The sequence below is a fragment of the Xanthomonas euvesicatoria pv. euvesicatoria genome, assembly GCF_020880415.1.
In the GTDB taxonomy this organism is placed as follows: Bacteria; Pseudomonadota; Gammaproteobacteria; order Xanthomonadales; family Xanthomonadaceae; genus Xanthomonas; species Xanthomonas euvesicatoria.
Genome location: NZ_JAJIUJ010000053.1, coordinates 39,796 through 55,980, shown reverse-complemented (window position 1 = coordinate 55,980; position 16,185 = coordinate 39,796). Strand labels below are relative to the sequence as shown.

Annotated in this window: 12 protein-coding genes; 4 read left to right on the top strand and 8 right to left on the bottom strand. The window is 65.6% G+C overall.

Features of this window, described 5'->3' with window-relative positions:
* The first annotated feature begins 14 nt into the window (after positions 1-14).
* The 4 genes from purF to LN450_RS09770 all read left to right on the top strand — a co-directional run bounded on the left by purF (position 15) and on the right by LN450_RS09770 (position 4,879).
* The gene (gene purF / locus LN450_RS09785) at positions 15-1,481 is read left to right on the top strand and encodes an amidophosphoribosyltransferase (RefSeq protein ID WP_008571628.1); all 1,467 of its coding nucleotides are present in this window, start codon (positions 15-17) and stop codon (positions 1,479-1,481) included.
* Positions 1,482-1,655: 174 nt separating this feature from the next.
* Positions 1,656-2,501, top strand: a complete 846-nt coding sequence (locus tag LN450_RS09780) for a ferritin-like domain-containing protein (protein WP_039416388.1) — start codon at positions 1,656-1,658, stop codon at positions 2,499-2,501.
* A gap of 570 nt (positions 2,502-3,071) precedes the next feature.
* Positions 3,072-4,325: a zinc-dependent metalloprotease gene (locus LN450_RS09775; protein ID WP_011346573.1), complete on the top strand. Its 1,254-nt coding sequence runs from the start codon at positions 3,072-3,074 to the stop codon at positions 4,323-4,325.
* Positions 4,326-4,459: 134 nt separating this feature from the next.
* The gene (locus LN450_RS09770; RefSeq protein ID WP_011346574.1) at positions 4,460-4,879 is read left to right on the top strand and encodes a hypothetical protein; all 420 of its coding nucleotides are present in this window, start codon (positions 4,460-4,462) and stop codon (positions 4,877-4,879) included.
* Between the two features lie 182 nt (positions 4,880-5,061).
* Here LN450_RS09770 and lpxH read toward each other — a convergent pair whose 3' ends face one another.
* From lpxH to LN450_RS09730, 8 genes are all read right to left on the bottom strand, one after another.
* Positions 5,062-5,805 carry a UDP-2,3-diacylglucosamine diphosphatase gene (gene lpxH / locus LN450_RS09765; RefSeq protein ID WP_008571623.1) on the bottom strand — a complete coding sequence of 248 codons (744 nt, stop codon included), beginning with the start codon at positions 5,803-5,805 and terminating at the stop codon, positions 5,062-5,064.
* Between the two features lie 515 nt (positions 5,806-6,320).
* Entirely contained in the window at positions 6,321-6,863 is a 543-nt protein-coding gene (locus LN450_RS09760) for a phosphatase PAP2 family protein (RefSeq protein ID WP_011346576.1), read from the bottom strand.
* Entirely contained in the window at positions 6,844-7,980 is a 1,137-nt protein-coding gene (locus LN450_RS09755) for a glycosyltransferase family 4 protein (RefSeq protein WP_011346577.1), read from the bottom strand. The genes LN450_RS09760 and LN450_RS09755 overlap by 20 nt, the downstream gene beginning before the upstream one ends.
* 223 nt (positions 7,981-8,203) lie before the next feature.
* Positions 8,204-9,724 carry an exopolyphosphatase gene (ppx, locus tag LN450_RS09750; protein ID WP_008571425.1) on the bottom strand — a complete coding sequence of 507 codons (1,521 nt, stop codon included), beginning with the start codon at positions 9,722-9,724 and terminating at the stop codon, positions 8,204-8,206.
* A gap of 178 nt (positions 9,725-9,902) precedes the next feature.
* Complete coding sequence (ppk1, locus tag LN450_RS09745; protein ID WP_011346579.1) at positions 9,903-12,005, bottom strand: polyphosphate kinase 1; 2,103 nt, start codon at positions 12,003-12,005, stop codon at positions 9,903-9,905.
* A 112-nt stretch (positions 12,006-12,117) separates the two neighbouring features.
* Positions 12,118-13,446 carry a phosphate regulon sensor histidine kinase PhoR gene (gene phoR, locus LN450_RS09740; RefSeq protein ID WP_011346580.1) on the bottom strand — a complete coding sequence of 443 codons (1,329 nt, stop codon included), beginning with the start codon at positions 13,444-13,446 and terminating at the stop codon, positions 12,118-12,120.
* A gap of 73 nt (positions 13,447-13,519) precedes the next feature.
* Positions 13,520-14,209 (bottom strand): phosphate regulon transcriptional regulator PhoB, encoded by a 690-nt coding sequence (phoB, locus tag LN450_RS09735; RefSeq protein WP_003483753.1) that lies wholly within the window; start codon positions 14,207-14,209, stop codon positions 13,520-13,522.
* Positions 14,210-14,391: 182 nt separating this feature from the next.
* On the bottom strand, positions 14,392-16,038 hold the full coding sequence (locus LN450_RS09730; protein ID WP_039416586.1) for a M48 family metalloprotease: 1,647 nt from the start codon (positions 16,036-16,038) through the stop codon (positions 14,392-14,394).
* Between the last annotated feature and the right edge of the window lie 147 nt (positions 16,039-16,185).

Below are 16,185 nucleotides of genomic sequence, written 5' to 3'. Positions count from 1 at the left end.
GGAGAACGCGCACCATGTGTGGCATCGTCGGTATTGTCGGCAACCAGAACGTCGCCGGGCAGCTATATGACGGCCTGACCGTCCTGCAGCATCGTGGGCAGGACGCCGCGGGCATCGCGACCGCAGATGGCACGCGCCTGCGCGTGCAGAAGGCCAACGGCCTGGTGCGCGACGTCTTCGACGAAAAGAAGATGGCGGTGCTGGAAGGGCGCGTCGGCATCGCCCATTGCCGCTACCCGACCGCAGGCTCGGAAGGCATGGACGAGGCGCAGCCGTTCTACGTCAACTCGCCCTACGGCATCGCGCTGGCGCACAACGGCAACCTGATCAACACCGAGGCCTTGCGCCAGCAGGTGTTCGAAGCCGACCGCCGCAACATCAATACCGATTCGGACAGCGAAGTGCTGTTGAACGTGTTCGCCTACGAGCTGGACGCGCAGCGCATGCTCACCCCCGAAGCGGCGATCCGCGCGGTGGCCGGCGTGCACCGCCGTTGCAAGGGCGGTTATGCGGTGGTCAGCGTGGTGCTGGGCCTGGGCCTGGTGGCGTTCCGCGACCCGCACGGCATCCGCCCGCTGGTGCTGGGCAAGCGCGAACACGCCGAAGGCACCGAATACATCGTGTCCTCCGAGTCGGCAGCGCTGGATATCCTCGGCTACCAGCGGATGCGCGATGTGCGCCCGGGCGAAGCGCTGGTGATCACCGCGCGCGGCGAGCTGTTCTCGGAAGTCTGCGCCGCGCCGACCAACAACGCGCCGTGCATTTTCGAGTACGTGTATTTCGCGCGCCCCGATTCGATGATCGACAACATCTCGGTGCACAAGGCGCGCATGCGCATGGGCCTGAAGCTGGGCGAAAAGATCCTGCGCCTGCGACCGGACCATGACATCGACACCATCATTCCGATCCCGGACACTTCGCGCGATGTGGCGCTGGAGATGTCCAATGTGCTCGGCGTGAAGTACCGCGAGGGCTTCGTCAAGAATCGCTACGTGGGCCGCACCTTCATCATGCCGGGGCAGGGCGAACGGCAGAAATCGGTGCGCCGCAAGCTCAATCCGATCCACCTGGAATTCCGTAACCGTGTGGTGCTGCTGGTGGACGATTCCATCGTGCGCGGCACCACCAGCCGGCAGATCGTGCAGATGGCGCGCGATGCCGGTGCGCGCAAGGTGTACCTGGCCTCGGCCGCGCCGCCGGTGCGTTACCCCAACATCTACGGCATCGACATGCCGGCGGCCGAAGAGCTCATCGCACATGGCCGCAGCGAGCTGGAAATCCAGGAGTTTCTGGGCTGCGACTGGCTGATCTACCAGGATCTGGAAGACCTGGAAGTGGCAGTGCGCGAGGGCAACCCGGACATCAAGCAGTTCGATTCCTCGTGCTTCAACGGCGAATACATCACCGGCATCGAGCCGGGGTATTTCGAACGTATCCAGCAGCTGCGTTCGGACGATGCCAAGAAGCGTCGCCGCGCCTGAGTCACCGAACCAGGGCGGCGGATTGGCCGCGCTGGTTGGCGTGTGGAGAGTGTCGGCGAGGGGCGGCAAACAAAACACCGCAGCTATCGACACGCTCGATGAAGCGCGCCTGCGCAACGGGCAGCTACCTGCGGCCGAACGTGTGCAAGCGCAGTGGGTTTCTGCAGCGCGCCAGTGCCCCGTGCGGCCAACGGCGTGAGCAGCGATCCGTTCGCAAGCGCGGATCTGTTCGACGCTGCGCGCCTGTGCCTGGACCAGGCCGACCCGCGACAGAAAGTCGCGCTGACCCAGCACTACGCGGCCGGCTTTCGCGAAGGCGTCTTGACGCTCGATCCGGCAGCGCCTGCGCCTGCGCCGATCCGTATGCCAGGCCGTCCGGCCACGCCAATGCTGGTGCATCCGCGCCACTTGCCGCGCCGTGGACTGGGCACGCCGGGAGGGCGCGCTGCGTTTATCCATGCCATTGCGCACATCGAACTCAACGCCATCGATCTGGCCTGGGATGCGGTGTATCGCTTTCGCGGGCTTCCCGCGGCGTTCTATGCCGATTGGGTCGCGGTCGCCGACGATGAATCGCGCCACTTCATGCTGCTGCGCGCACGATTGCAGGCGCACGACCACGACTACGGCGATTTCGCCGCGCACAACGGGCTGTGGGAAATGTGCGAGAAGACTGCACACGACGGCCTGGCGCGCATGGCCCTGGTGCCGCGCGTGCTCGAAGCGCGCGGCCTGGACGTGACACCGGCGATGATCGTCAAACTTCGTTCGCTCGGCGACGCTGCCACTGCCGAGGTGCTCGAAACCATCCTGCGCGAAGAGGTGGCGCACGTGGCCGCCGGCTCGCGTTGGTACCGGTGGTATTGCGAGCAGGCCGGTGTCGAGCCGCGCGCACGCTTCAAGGCGCTGCTGCGCGAATACGCTGGCGGGTATCTGCATGGGCCGTTCAATCTGCAGGCGCGCCTGCTTGCCGGTTTCGACGAGGACGAGCTGGCCGACCTGGTGGAGCAGGCTGGCTGAGCGTGCCTGCACGGGAGCCGCGAATCTGCGTTCGTGACCTGTACTGTGAATCTACCTGACGCATGCATGCGCGAACTCCAATGACGCCACACACGCCGCGTCACGCGCCACAGCTTGGAGCGCACCTTCACGTCATGGCCAATGAGGCGCGCATCGATGCACGTGATGCCATGCATGAGGATATGGCGGCATTCGCCATCTGCACCGACGCCGACGCGGCGCGGTGTCCACGACACAGGCGAGGATCGACGCAGCCAATCGCGTGGCGGACGCAATCAAGCCCATGTGCATCGATCCGTAGGGCGACGCAGGATCGCCGTATTGTCCGTGAAGACGGCTTGTGCTCGTTTGACACGCGGCTTCAGCACGCGCTCTTTCAGTACGACTGTGCGTTGGTTCCCATTCGAGAGCTGCTGGAATCGCATCCAGGGATTGGTAAACATCACAGAAACATAATTTTCCGTTGCAACAACTTGCATTCTGTGCAGTGCCACGCGCCCTAATGGCGTCCCGGGGACAGGGGGCCGGTGTTTCACATCCGTAACTTTCATGTCTTAGGAGAGAAAGACGATGAAGTCGAAGTCGATGTGCACCACGGTCGGTCTGATTGCCATGTGCCTGGCCGGCTCGGCCGCCGCTGCCGGCAAGCCGTTGTATCAAACCGGCCCTGCGCTGAGCCGCAGTGCCACCGCCACCGCTGCAGCCGAACCTTCGCTGCAACGCCTGTTGAGCGCCCCGTCCACTGCCAACGCGCAGGTGGTTCAGCTCGATGCCGGCGCGGTGACCGCCTCGGAAAAATTGCTGGAGCTACAGCTGGATGGCCAGACCATCACCGCCACCCAGGCCAAGGTCGATGCCCTGGAGGGTGGCGACAGCGTCTGGTACGGCAACCTCGGGCCGCGTGCCGGCACCCGCGCACGCACGCTCTCGGGCGTGGACCCGCTGAACTCGGCCATCTTGGTGCGCAGCGGCGACACCGTGACCGGCACGATTCGCTACGCCGGCAAGCTCTATCGCCTGCGTCCGCTGGCCGATGGCCGCCACGTGCTGGTGCAGGTGGATGAGCAGCGCATGCCGCAGGAGCATCCGGCCGAATACAGCCTGCTGCCGAAGTTCGACATGCCCGGCGACGGACGCGTGACTGCCGCTGCTGCCTCATCAGGTAGCCCGGCCACCATTCGCGTGCTCGTGGTGGCCACCAACAAGGCCGTGACCGCTTACGGCGGCAACATGCAGTCGCTGGTGCAACTTGCGGTGGCCGAAGCCAACCAGGGCTACATCAACAGCAACGTGGGTATCACCTTGCAGCTGGCGCGCTACGAGACCACCAGCTACACCGAGACCGGCAACTTCACGACCGACCTGCAGCGTTTCCGCGTGACCAACGACGGCTACATGGACAGCATCCACACCAGCCGCAACACCTACACGGCCGATGTGGGAGTCATCGTGCTGGACAACAGCAGCTACTGCGGCCTAGCGTCGGGTATTGGCTCTAACGCCGCGAGCGCATTTGCGTCGGTGTACTGGGATTGCGCCACCGGCTACTACAGCTTCGCTCATGAAATCGGGCATCTGCAAAGCGCACGCCACGACGCCACCAACGACCCGAGCACCTCGCCGTATGCGTATGGCCACGGCTACCGCTACGGCAACAGCTGGCGCACCATCATGGCCTACGACTGCACCAGCGGTTGCCCACGCCTGAACTACTGGTCCAACCCCAACATCAGCTACAACGGCGTGCCCATGGGCAATGCCAGCACCGCCGACAACCAACGCGTGCTGGTCAATACCAAGGCCACGATTGCGGCCTTCCGTTGAGCGGTTGTTGACCGATCCAAGCCCGGCCCGGCACCGCAAGTGCCGGGCGTTTTGGCTACACCCGCGCGCATGGATCGCGCAGACTAGGCGCACCGCCGGTGACTGCCGGCCTTGTCCTGTCGAGCGGAGCCCTCATGTCCACGTTCCTGCGTCATGCGCTTGTGTTCCTGGCCGCGCTGACGGTTGCCGGATGCAAGCAGCAACCGGCCGACCCTGTCGCCACGCAACCCAAACCTGCCGTGAGCGCACCGGCGCCACCCCCCGGCGACGACGCGCAGGCCCGCGCACTGCAGGCGCTCGAAAGCCGCTTGCAGGGCGACAAGGTGTACCCGGATAACTGCATCAGCATCATGGCCGAGGACGGCGATGCGCCTGCGCCGGACACGTTCGATTTTGCGGTGCGCGAACGCCATGGCGACGGCTGCCCCGGCGACCCGCAGACCAGCCCGGTACGCGACCGTTTCCGCGTACAGGCCGATGGCACGCTGCTGTGGTACGACGTGGTGAATGCCGATTTCGTCGACTACGCCGAGCGTGCGCGAAGCCTGCAGTGATGCGGTGCGGTCGTTGATTGGCACGCCCGACGATGCTGCGTGCCTCGATCGGCAAGCGCTGCCGATCCATCGTTGCCTCGCCGCGTGTCTGTGGCGTCAGGCGCGCTTTCGATCGTGCTGCGCGCCTTGAATGCAGCACCGCGTCGCTGCGCCTGCCATGGCCGGCGCGTGGATCTGCCGCGCTATAACGCCAACTGCTCCAGCGACACGCCATCGGCATCCACGCGCAGGACCGATCCTTGCTCGTACCAGTCGCCCAGCACGATGCGCGTGCAGGTGTTGCCGCCGGCTTGCAAGGTGTGGATGGCAGGGCGATGGGTGTGGCCGTGGATCAGCCGATCCAGCCCGTAACGCACGAAGGTGGCTTCCACTTCGGCCGGCGAGACATCGGTGACGGTTTCGAAGCGCGACTGGTCGCCCTGCTTGAGTTCTGCATGCCGCGCCTGGCTGGCAGCGCGCGCCTGCTGCGCGAACGCGACGCGTGCGGCCAGCGGCTGGGCCAGGAACTGCGCCTGGAACACCGGGTCGCGCGTCTGCGCGCGGAAGGCCTGGTAGGCCGTGTCGTCGGTGCACAGCAAATCGCCGTGCATCAGCAGCGTGGTGTGCCCGTACAGATCGATGACGGTGGGGTCGGGCAGGATCCGGAAGCCCGCGCGCTGCGCATAGGTTTCGCCTACCAGGAAGTCGCGGTTGCCTGCCATGAAGAACACCGGCACCCCGGAATCTGCCACTGCATGCAGGGCCACCGCCACTGCATCGGCGGCGGTGGATGGGGTGTCGTCGCCGATCCAGGCTTCGAACAGATCGCCCAGGATGTAGAGCGCGTCGCTGCCGGGAACCTGCGTGCGCAGGAACTCCAGAAACAACTCGGTGATTGCCGGCCGGGCCGGATCCAGATGCAGGTCGGAAATGAACAGGGTCGTCATTGCGCCATTGTACGGCGGTAGAGCGGGGCGGGAATCGGGAATCGGGAATCGGGAACCGCAGAAGCATTGCAGCTTCGCAGCGATTGGTGTGCCAACTTGCAACGACGCCGCAGGCTGGCGATCGCCATTCAGACATCCTGCGGGTCGCACGCGCCGTGCGACATGCGCGTGGGTGGGCAACCTGCCGTCAGTTCACCGCGTACCGTCAGCGCAAGATTCCCTCTCCCTGCGGGAGAGGGGTGGGGGGTGAGGGTACGGGGCGAAGCCACGCGCTGGAGTCGCAATTGCTGCGCTGGGGCTCTTTTCGGCGTTTGCGAAAACACCCATCGACGGCGAGTGCATGAGGCTTCGCACGTACCCTCATCGGCCGTTCTCCCTCATAAAGGAGGACAATGTCCCGAAGGGAGAAAGATGAGGCGAAGAGGCCTTGTTGCTGACTGGGCAGCGTCTTGGTACCTGTCCGTTTGCCGTTACGCTTACCTGTCAGCGAGCCGCCATCACGCAACCCCTAGCGCTTATCTCAACACCACCGGCAAGCCCCACAGCGACAGGCTGGCCAGCAGCACGCCGATCAGCGTGGCGGCCAGCACGTCGCTGGGATAATGCAGCCCCAACACCACCCGCGAGAGCGCCACGCCGGCCGAAAACGGCACCAGCAAGGGAGCCAGCCAGGGGTAATAGGCCAGCGCCACGATGCTGAAGGACACCGCGTGCAAGGTATGGCCGGAGGGAAAGCTGAACTCGTCCAGCGGTGCCACCCACGCGCGAATACGCACGTCCGCCGCATATGGCCGCGGACGCCGGGTCCAGCGTTTGAGCGCCTTGTATAGCGTCAATGCAAGCACGCCGGTGGCAGCCATGTGCGCCGATGCACGTACACCGTCCATGCCGTCGAGCACCACCAGCAACCCCATCAAGGCGTACCAGAACACGCCGTCGCCCAGGCGGCTGATAGTGGCGAAGACGCGCCGTACCGGGTGGCGTCGGCACCACAGATTGGCGCGTCGGCACCAGCGCGCTTCGTGACCGCGCAAGACCTCAAGCCGCGTTGACGACATAACGCCGCCGTGCAGCGCTGATTCCCAGCAACAAGGCTTCGAAGTCGCAGACCACATTGTCCGGATGCAATTTCTTCATCGCCTGCGCCGCCGCCGTGCCCATGCGCTGGCGCAGGGCGTCGTCTTCGGTGAGCGCGACGGCGGCCTGGATAAAGGCCTCGTCGGTGTCCACCGCCGCGCCGGTATGGCCGTTGCGCAGATATTCGCGGGCCGCGCCGTAATCGAAAGCGACCGTCGCCACGCCGCTGGCCATCGCTTCCAGCGTCACGTTGCCGAAGGTTTCGCTGCGGCTGGGAAACAGGAACAGATCGCCGCTGGCGAAGTGACGGGCCAATGCATCGCCACGCTGGACGCCGCAGAAGATGAAGTCCGGATTGTCGTGCGCAAGCTTCTCGCGCGCCGGGCCATCGCCCACCCAGACGAAGCGTGCCTTCGGGCGGATCTGCTGCAGTTTGCGAAAGGCGCGTACGGCCAACGGCAGATTCTTTTCGCTGGCGATGCGCCCCACATAGATGGCGGCAAAGCCTTCGCCTTCCATGCCCCAATCGGCGCGCAATGCGCAATCGCGACGGCTCGGATCGAATTGCTGGCTATCCACTGCCCGCGCCAGCAATTGCACACGCTCAAAGCCATCGTTGCGCAGGAACTGCTGCAGCTCGCGCGTGGGCACCGGGGTGGCATCGGCCTGGTTGTGGAAGCGCCGCATCCAGCGCAACGCGGTGCCCTGCAGCCAGGCAGCGCCGTAGTCGGGCAGGTATTCGTCGAAGCGGGTGTGGAAGCCGGTGGCGACCGGAATGCCGAGCCGGCGTGCTGCGCGCATTGCCGACCAGCCCAGGGGGCCTTCCGTGGCCACATAGATCGCGTCCGGCTGCGTGCTGCGCCAATGACGGACGAGGCGTTGCGTCGCCGGCAGGCCGAATTTCAATCCCGGGTAGGGCGGCAACGAGGCGCCACGCACCAGCAGCGCATCGGTCGGGGCGGTATCGGCGCTCTGGCGTGGCCGCACCACGTCCACCTGGTGTCCGCGCGTGCGCAGACCGGTTTCCAGACCATGCACGGTCAACGCAACACCGTTGACCTCGGGGGGATAGGTTTCGGTAACGATCGCGTAGCGCATGCCTGTTCTCCCGTTTTGACTAGCTTCCGGGAGTGCGATGGCATTGATGTTGCGCTAGTAAGACGTGGCGGTGACAGCTGTGACGGGAATGGAGAATCGGGAATCGGGAATCGCAAAGGCAGCGTGCTGCACCGGTTCGGCGCCATCAACACCAGTCAGAAACTTCTAAGAGCCCCGTGGTGGTCTATTCCCGATTCCCGATTCCCGCCTGAGGCCGCAGGCCTCAGGTCACAAACGGTTTGAACGCAATTCCCAGCCCGGCCATGCTGTCGACTTCGCCGATCAGGTCGGCGCGCAGCAGCGGGCGCGAGTCGATCCAGCTTTGCGACAGGATCAACGACAGCCGGGTGTCGTCGGCGGTGAGTTCCAGGGTCGGAATCGGGTCGGACTCATGCGCGCGGTGCAGCAACACCGCCAGTCGCAGCAGCGCAGCCTTGCGTCGGGTTGGCAGCAGCAGGCGGTCGGGCAGCGCATCGAAGGCGGTCTTGGGCACATTGCGCCGGTGCGTGCGTACCAGCGCCGCCAGCACCTGCTGTTCCTGTCGCGAAAAACCCGCGATATCCGAATGTTCCAGGATGTAGCTGCCGTGCACGTGGTACTGGCTGTGCGCGATGATCAGCCCCAGCTCGTGCAGGCGCGCGGCGCGGCGCAGCACCTGCGCATCGTCGCCATCCAGTTGCCAGGATTCGCAGACCTGGTCGAACAGGCGGCAGGCGGTCGCTTCCACGCGCTGCGCCTGTACTTCGTCGATGCCGTAGCGCTGCATCAGTGAGGTCACCGAACTGTCGCGCGGGTCGTTCTCGCCGCCGCGGCCAAGCATGTCGTACAGGATGCCTTCGCGCATCGCCGCCTTGCTGACCATCAGTTTCTCCAGCCCCAGCGCCTGGAACGCAGCCTCCAGCACCAGGATGCCACCGGCGATGATCGGCCGCCGTTCGGCCGCTAGGCCGGGCAGCTGGATGTCTTCGATGCGCTTGGCCTTGAGCAACTCATCGCGCAGCGCCGGCAATGCCTGCGCCGTGATCGCGCCCTTGGTCAGCTTCATCGCCGCGCACATCTCGCCGATGGCCTTGTGCGTGCCGGACGAGCCAATCGCCTCGTGCCAGCCCAGTGCCTTGTACTGGCCGGCAAATTGCTGGAACTCGGCGCCGATCTCGGTCAGCGCGTCCTTCCATTTCTTCTTGGATAATTTGCCGCCGGGGAAAAACCGTCGCGTGCTGGCAATGCATCCGGCCTGCAGACTTTCGCGTTCCAGCGTCTGAAACCCGCGGCCGATGATGAACTCGGTCGAGCCGCCGCCGATGTCGATCACCAGCCGGCGTTGGTCGGGCTTGGGCGGTTGCGCATGCGCAACGCCCAGATAGATCAGGCGCGCTTCCTCGCGCCCGCTGACCACTTCGATCGCATGGCCCAGCGCGGTTTCGGCCGGCATCAAAAACGCCTGTGGCGAACGCAGCTGACGCACCGTGTTGGTCGCCAGCGCCCGCACGCGCAGCGAAGGCACGTCGCGAATGCGCTGGCCGAACCGCGCCAGGCATTCCAGTGCGCGCTGTCGTGCTTCATTGGAGAGCCCACCTTTGCCATCCAGGCCATCGGCCATGCGCACGGTCTCGCGCAGGCGATCGACGACGCGCAGCTGACCCATCAGGTAGCGCGCAATGACCATGTGGAAACTGTTGGAGCCTAGGTCGATGGCGGCAAGAAAATCGCCATCGCGCAGGGGCGGAATCGTGGGGGAGGGCATTGGCATGGCCGCATGGTAGCCGATGGGCTGTTGGCCACGTGAGAGGCCATGCGTGCGCCCAGCGGCAGGCGCACCAGATCTGCATTCGCAAGCGCGGGAAGCGGGCGGTCAATCGCCGTGATGGGCATGCCGCATGCCTGCGCAAGCGGCTTGCCACCTGGCGTGCGGCAGTGCGCGCTCAGATCCGCTCGAGCAATGTCATCTGCGCCGAATGCGCCGGCTCGCCCGGGGCGGGCGTGCGCTTGTGGTACACGCCCTCGGCGTCCAGCTCCCAGGCGCTGACGTTGTCGTCCAGATAGTTCTGCAGCACTTCGCGATAGATGCGCTTGGCCAGGTCCGGTTCCAGGATCGGAAAGCAGGTCTCCACCCGCCGCAGCAGATTGCGTTCCAGCCAGTCGGCACTGGCGCAGTACAACTCGGCGGCCCCGTCGTTGCCGAACCAGTACACGCGGCTATGTTCCAGAAAGCGGCCCACGATCGAACGCACGCGGATGTTGTCGGACACGCCTGGCACCCCGGGGCGCAGCGTGCAGGCCCCGCGCACGATCAGATCGATCTGCACCCCTGCCTGCGAGGCCATGTACAACGCACGCACCACTTGTGGTTCGTTGAGGGCGTTCATCTTGGCGATGATGCGGCCCGGGCGACCCTTGCGGGCCAGCCGTGTCTCGCGATCGATCCGCTTCAACACGCCCGCATGCAGCGTAAACGGCGACTGCAGCAACTGGTCCAGCTTCATGCGCGGCGCAAGTCCGGACAACTGCTGGAACAGCATGTGCACGTCGTTGCCGATCTCGGCATCGGCGGTGATCAGGCTGATGTCGGTATACAGGCGCGCGGTGCCGCTGTGGTAATTGCCGGTGCCCAGGTGCACGTAGCGTTTGAGCTTGCGGCCCTCGCGGCGCACGATCAGCAGCATCTTGGCGTGGGTCTTGAAGCCGACCACGCCGTAGACCACCTGCACGCCGGCTTCCTGCAGCTTGTCGGCCAGGCCCAGGTTGGCTTCTTCATCGAAGCGCGCACGCAACTCCACCACCACCGTGACGTCCTTGCCGTTGCGCGCGGCCAGAATCAGCGCATCGACAATCAACGAATCCTTGCCGGTGCGGTACAGCGTCTGCTTGATCGCCAGCACGTTCGGGTCGACCGCGGCCTGGCGGATGACATCCAGCACCGCGGTAAACGCATCGAAGGGGTGATGCAGCAACACATCGCCTTTTTTGACGATCTCGAAGATGCCCTCGCTGTCGCGCAAGGTGCGCGGATTGAACGAGGGATACTTGAGTTCGGGGCGCTGCACCAGGTCATAGACCTGGGTGACGCGGCTCAGGTTGACCGGCCCGGTGATGCGGTACACCGCGTTCTCGTTCAGGCCGAAATTCTGCAACAAGGTGCGCAGGATCGGCGCCGGGCAATCGTGCGCGATCTCCAGCCGCACCGCCGGACGGTAGCCGCGCGTGACCAGTTCATCGCGCAGCGCCAGTGCCAGGTTTTCGACTTCTTCCTCGTCCACCACCAGTTCGGAATTGCGGGTGACGCGGAACTGGTATGAGCCCATTACCTGCATGCCCGGGAACAGCTCGTCGACGAATGCGGACAACACCGACGACAGGAACACGAAGCTCTGCGTGCCCTCCGGCGACAGGCTGGCCGGCAGCTGGATGATGCGCGGCAGCGAACGTGGTGCGCGCACGATGGCCAGATGCCCGGCGCGACCGAACGCGTCCTGGCCTTCCAGCACCACCACGATGTTCAAGGTCTTGTTGAGGATCTTCGGGAACGGGTGCGCCGGGTCCAGGCCCAGCGGCGACAGCACCGGCATGATCTCGTTGCGGAAATACGCACGCAGCCAGCGTTTCTGCCGCGCCGTCCATGCCGAGCGGCTGAGTACGGCAACGCCTGCGTCTTCCATCGCCGGCCGCAGCACCTCGTTCCACGCGTGGTATTGCTGCTCGACCAATTTGGCGGCGCGATCGTGCACGGCGTTGAGGATGGCGGTCGGGCTCAGCCCGTCCGGTGCTGGCGGCAGCCCGAACTCCTGTGCGTGCCGCACCGTGGCCGCGCGGATTTCGAAGAACTCGTCCAGGTTGGTGCACGAGATGCACAGGAAGCGCAGCCGTTCCAGCAATGGCACCTGCTCGTCGAGCGCCTGCGCCAGCACCCGGAAATTGAAGTCCAGTTGCGACAGCTCGCGGTTGATGTACAGCGCCGGATCACGCAACGGATCGGTGGCGATGTCGTCGCCGGGTGTGATGTCGTGCAGTTCTTTGGCGTGGCCCATGGAATCGATCGTCAAGACGGGTTGTGTAATTGCCTGGGGCGCGCAACGCAGGCAATGCGGCGCGTGGCAGACGCGTCCATCGCAGCGCGCTGCGGCGCGCACTGACTACATATCACGCCGAGCGTGACAGTGGCACCGATTGCTCGCGCTGCACGACGCGCGCAGGCACGAAATGACACGAGAATTCGCTGCCGCGTCCCACTTCGCTTTCGATGTCCAGGCGCGCCTGATGCAGCCCCAGGATGTGCTTGACGATCGACAGCCCCAGCCCGGTGCCGCCGCTCTCGCGCGAGCGGCTGCTGGACACACGGTAGAAGCGTTCGGTGATGCGCGGCAGGTGCGAGGCGGGAATGCCATAGCCGGTGTCGCGCACGGCCAGCGCCGCACCATCGCCTTCGCGCACGAAACGGATCGTCACCGTGCCGCCGCCGGGCGTGTAGCGCACCGCATTGGTCACCAGGTTGGAAAACGCACTGTGCAGCTCCTTGTTGGAGCCGAGCAGATCCACGCCGGCCTCGTCGATCACCTCCACGGTGTGGCGGCCCTGGCTGTGCGCCTCGGCCTCGCGGCGCAAGGTCGACAGCATCGGCGCCATCGCCACGTGTTCTTCGCCGAGTTCTTCCTGCGATTCCAGCCGCGACAGCGTCAGCAGGTCTTCGACCAGCTGCGCCATGCGCTGGGATTGCTTGCGCATTTCCGCCAGCATCGGACCCGAATCGGGGAAGTCTTCCGGGTCGAGCATGTCCAGATAACCGTGCACCACCGTCAGCGGGGTACGCAGTTCATGCGAGACGTTGGCCACGAAATCGCGGCGCACCTGTTCCAGCCGCAGCAGCTTGCTGACATCGCGCGCCACCAGCAGCCAGTAGTCGTCGGAGTAGGGGATCAGGCGCAGATTCAGGCGAAGATCCGGGTCTGCCGGCGAGGCGGCATCCAGCATCGGCTCGGCGTTGCGCCCGGCCGCCAGCCAATGCGCCAGCGGCAACGGCTGCAGCCGCTCCACGATCGACACGCCCATGTCGCCGGGATGGTGCAGGCCGAGCAAACCGCCGGCCGCCTTGTTGAACCACTGCACGCGCTGGCTGTTGCGATCCACGACCACCACTGCATCCGGCAGCGCCTGCGCCGCGGCGCGGTAGGTGCGCAACATTTCGATCAGGCGCCGCTTGCGCGCGCGCATTTCGTCCTGGCTGCGATACAGCAGCCGGTCCAGTTCGTTCCAGGCCCCGATCCCGGCCGCAGGCTCGGCACGCTGGCGTGCAGTCAGCCGCCGCAGCACCTGGCGCAGCCGCCAGTAATGCCAGGCCAGCACGCCCAGAGCGGTGAGCGTCAGCGCCATCCACACATGCCCGATCAGCACGCCGACGACGACGGCAGCGCCCAACAACAGCGCGAGAGTGCCGAGCGTCTTGAGCCAGGCGGAACGGATGTGTTGAGGCATGGAAGGCGTTACCACGAAGCGTCAGGTAGGCAGCCACCCGGCCGGACTGCGGCCGGGGCGGCTTTGCGGCACGTCAGGTCGCCGAGGAAAAACGATAGCCCGAGCCGCGCACGGTCTGCACCATGTTTTCCAGCCCGAACGGTTCCAGCGTCTTGCGCAGGCGGCGGATATGCACGTCGATGGTGCGCTCTTCCACATACACGCTGCCACCCCAGACATGGTCCAGCAGCTGGGTGCGTGTATACACGCGCTCGGGGTGTGTCATGAAAAAGTGCAGCAGACGATATTCGGTCGGGCCGATCGGCACCGGCGCATCGCCGGCGAACACCCGGTGCGCGGCGCCGTCGATGCGCAGCTTGCCGACCGCCACGCTACCGTCTTCGTCGTCTTCGCGGGTGCGCCGCATCACCGCGCGGATGCGCGCCAGCAGCTCGCGTGCCGAGAACGGCTTGACCACGTAATCGTCGACGCCGGCTTCCAGGCCGCCCACGCGGTCGTTTTCTTCGCCGCGCGCGGTGAGCATGATGATCGGAATCTCGCGGGTCAGCTGCTCCTTGCGCCAGCGCCTTGCCAGGTCCAGCCCGCTGGTGCCCGGCAACATCCAGTCCAGCAGGATCAGGTCCGGCACGCGGTCGGCGATGGCGGTCTGCGCCTCGCGGGCATCGCCGGCATGGATGGGCTCGAACTCGCCTTTGCGCAGCGCGAACGCCACCATATCGCGGATCGCGGGTTCGTCATCGACGATCAGAATGCGTTTCTGCACGCGGGGCTTACCGTCTGGCTTTGGTTGATCGCCAGTAGACTACGGTTTTGTGACTCTAATGTGACATCCGCGGCGGCGCCTGCGTGGCGAAACAGGGGCGTGAAGCGGACTGGGCAGTTCCGTTACCGGGAGGCGGCCGCGCGATGCCCTGTCGTCGTGAACAGCCGGCAATGCATCGGCGATCAGCGCGTGGACAAATCCGGGTCGCGGATCCCCTGGCGACGCAACTCCAGCACGGTTGGGGTGATCGCGGCGATGCGCGCATCCACGCGCGCCCGTGTCACATAGTCGAGATCTTTCTTCTTCAGTGCTTCCAGCTGGATCAGGGCCTGTTCGGCGCGGCCGTTCAAGAACGCCGCCTCCGCATACGCTTCGCTGGCGCGCAATGGGTCGCCGGACAGCTCGCAGGCCCGCGCGTAGCTCTGTTGCAGCAATGGGTCGTCGCTGCTCCGGTGCAACAACGGTTCCAGCACCTGGCGCGCGCGCTGGCCGGATTCCTTGCTGGCCTGCTCGTTGAGCGCAGTGGCATAGGTCAGCGCAACCGCGCGGTTGTTCGGCAATTGCTTGAGCAGCGCATCGAAGCGGGCATTGGCCGCCTCGCGCGGACCCACGCGCGCCTGCGCCTCGCTCAGGCCCAGCGCCAGCCACACATTGTCCGGATGCGCCTCGAGCAGGCTGGTCAGCTCGGCCATCGGCTCGCCCGGCCGCCCGCCGCTGTTGCGCAGCCGCGCCAGCGCCAGGCCATAGCGCTGCGGATCGCTCAAGCCTTGTTTGGCGCTGCGGCGCAGGTTTTCGTACTCGCGAATGGCCGCATCCGGCGTGGCTGCGCTGAGCACACGCAGGCGTTCCTTGGCCCAATCGAAACCCTGCTGGTCGCCGCCGCGGCTGAGCGCATCCACCGGCAACCGCAGCGCGTAAGGGAGCAGCGCGTTGCCATTGCGACTGAGCGGCTCCGACAGCGACGGGTCGGCCGGGTCTACGCGCTCCTGGCGCGTCCCGCCCGGCACCGAGGTGGTCAGCACCACGGTGTTCTTCTTCATCTGTTCGGCGCGCGACTTGGCCTCGCTGATGCGGGTGACGGTCACCGGATGGGTCTGCAGGAAATCCGGCGCGCTGTAGCCGCCCTCGTTGGCGCGCATCGCCACCGACATGCGCTCGAAGAAGCCGGCCATCGCATCCACGTCGTAGCCGCTGCGCGCCAACGTGCGGATGCCCAGCCGGTCGGCTTCGGATTCGTTGGAGCGGGTGTAGTCGATCTGGCGCTGCTGCATCAGCCCCATTGCGCTGGTGATGGTGGCCATGGTGGCGTCGCCCTTGGAATTGCCACCGGCCTGCTGCGCTGCCACCACCGCCGCCAGCATGCCGAGCAGGATCGGAATCTGGTCGCGCTGCGCTCGCTCCACTCCACGTAGCACGTGCTGCTGGGTGACGTGGGCGATTTCGTGCGACAGCACCGCCGCCACTTCGTCCTCGCGCTCGGCGGTCAACACCAGCCCGGCATTGACGGCGATGTAGCCGCCCAGCGTGGCGAATGCATTGATCTGGCGGTCGCGCAGCATGAAAAACGTAAACGGCTGCTGCGGTTGGTCGCTGTTGGCGCCCAGCCGGGTGCCCATGGTCTGCAGCCAGTCGGTGATCAGCGGGTCGTCCAGCACGTAGTCGTAGTTGCGCAACTCGGCCAGCGTCATCCTGCCGTATTCGGCCTGGCGGGCCGGGGTCAGCAACTCGCCGGCCGACGAACCGATATCGGGCAGGCGGCTTTCCTGCGCAGGTGCCACGCCCATGGCGACGGCCAGCGTAAGGGCAGTGGCGAGCGGTAGCAGGCGCAAGTGGAACTCCCAGGTGGTGCGCGGAGCATGCAGGCAGCCCGGCGCAGAGGCGTGAATCATCGGTTAACCCACAGTGTTGCGGTGACGACATGGAAATTCCAGTCGCCCGGTACCATGTGTCAGACCTCACACCAACCACGGAGTTTC